Raw genomic sequence first — 1288 nt, 5'->3', positions numbered from 1 at the left:
TCTCACCGGTGATGGCCCCCCTTCTCCCGAAGTTACGGGGGCATTTTGCCGAGTTCCTTAACCATAGTTCACCCGAACGCCTCGGTATTCTCTACCTGACCACCTGAGTCGGTTTAGGGTACGGGCCGCCATGAAACTCGCTAGAGGCTTTTCTCGACAGCATAGGATCATCCACTTCACCACAATCGGCTCGGCATCAGGTCTCAGACTATGTGAACGACGGATTTACCTATCGTTCGTCCTACACCCTTACCCCGGGACAACCACCGCCCGGGCTGGACTACCTTCCTGCGTCACCCCATCGCTTACCTACTACAAGTCTGGTCCGCCGGCTCCACCACTTTCCATTCCCCGAAGGGTCCGGAACGGCTTCACGGGCTTAGCATCGCCTGATTCAGTACTGGGCGTTTCAAAGCGGGTACCGGAATATCAACCGGTTGTCCATCGACTACGCCTGTCGGCCTCGCCTTAGGTCCCGACTTACCCTGGGCAGATCAGCTTGACCCAGGAACCCTTAGTCAATCGGCGCACACGTTTCTCACGTGTGTATCGCTACTCATGCCTGCATTCTCACTCGTGAACCGTCCACCACTGCCTTCCGGCGCGGCTTCACCCGGCACACGACGCTCCCCTACCCATCCCAGCCCCCGTTGGGGGTATGTGCTGGAATGACACGACTTCGGCGGTACGCTTGAGCCCCGCTACATTGTCGGCGCGGAATCACTTGACCAGTGAGCTATTACGCACTCTTTCAAGGGTGGCTGCTTCTAAGCCAACCTCCTGGTTGTCTCTGCGACTCCACATCCTTTCCCACTTAGCGTACGCTTAGGGGCCTTAGTCGATGCTCTGGGCTGTTTCCCTCTCGACCATGGAGCTTATCCCCCACAGTCTCACTGCCGTGCTCTCACTTACCGGCATTCGGAGTTTGGCTAAGGTCAGTAACCCGGTAGGGCCCATCGCCTATCCAGTGCTCTACCTCCGGCAAGAAACACACGACGCTGCACCTAAATGCATTTCGGGGAGAACCAGCTATCACGGAGTTTGATTGGCCTTTCACCCCTAACCACAGGTCATCCCCCAGGTTTTCAACCCTGGTGGGTTCGGTCCTCCACGACCTCTTACAGCCGCTTCAACCTGCCCATGGCTAGATCACTCCGCTTCGGGTCTAGAGCGTGCAACTCAAACGCCCTATTAGGACTCGCTTTCGCTACGGCTTCCCCACACGGGTTAACCTCGCTACACACCGCTAACTCGCAGGCTCATTCTTCAAAAGGCACGCAGTCACGAC

1 rRNA gene (cut by a window edge) is annotated in these 1288 nt (G+C 57.1%); it reads right to left on the bottom strand.

Going from position 1 to position 1288, the window contains the following annotated elements:
- Positions 1-1288, bottom strand: a 23S ribosomal RNA gene (locus AB0M87_RS33275); its annotated part reaches 1272 nt to the left of the window's first position; the annotation flags it as partial.

It is taken from the genome of Streptomyces sp. NPDC051320, from assembly GCF_040682175.1.
Classification (GTDB): Bacteria; Actinomycetota; Actinomycetes; order Streptomycetales; family Streptomycetaceae; genus Streptomyces.
This window is presented reverse-complemented; position numbering and strand designations above follow the sequence as displayed.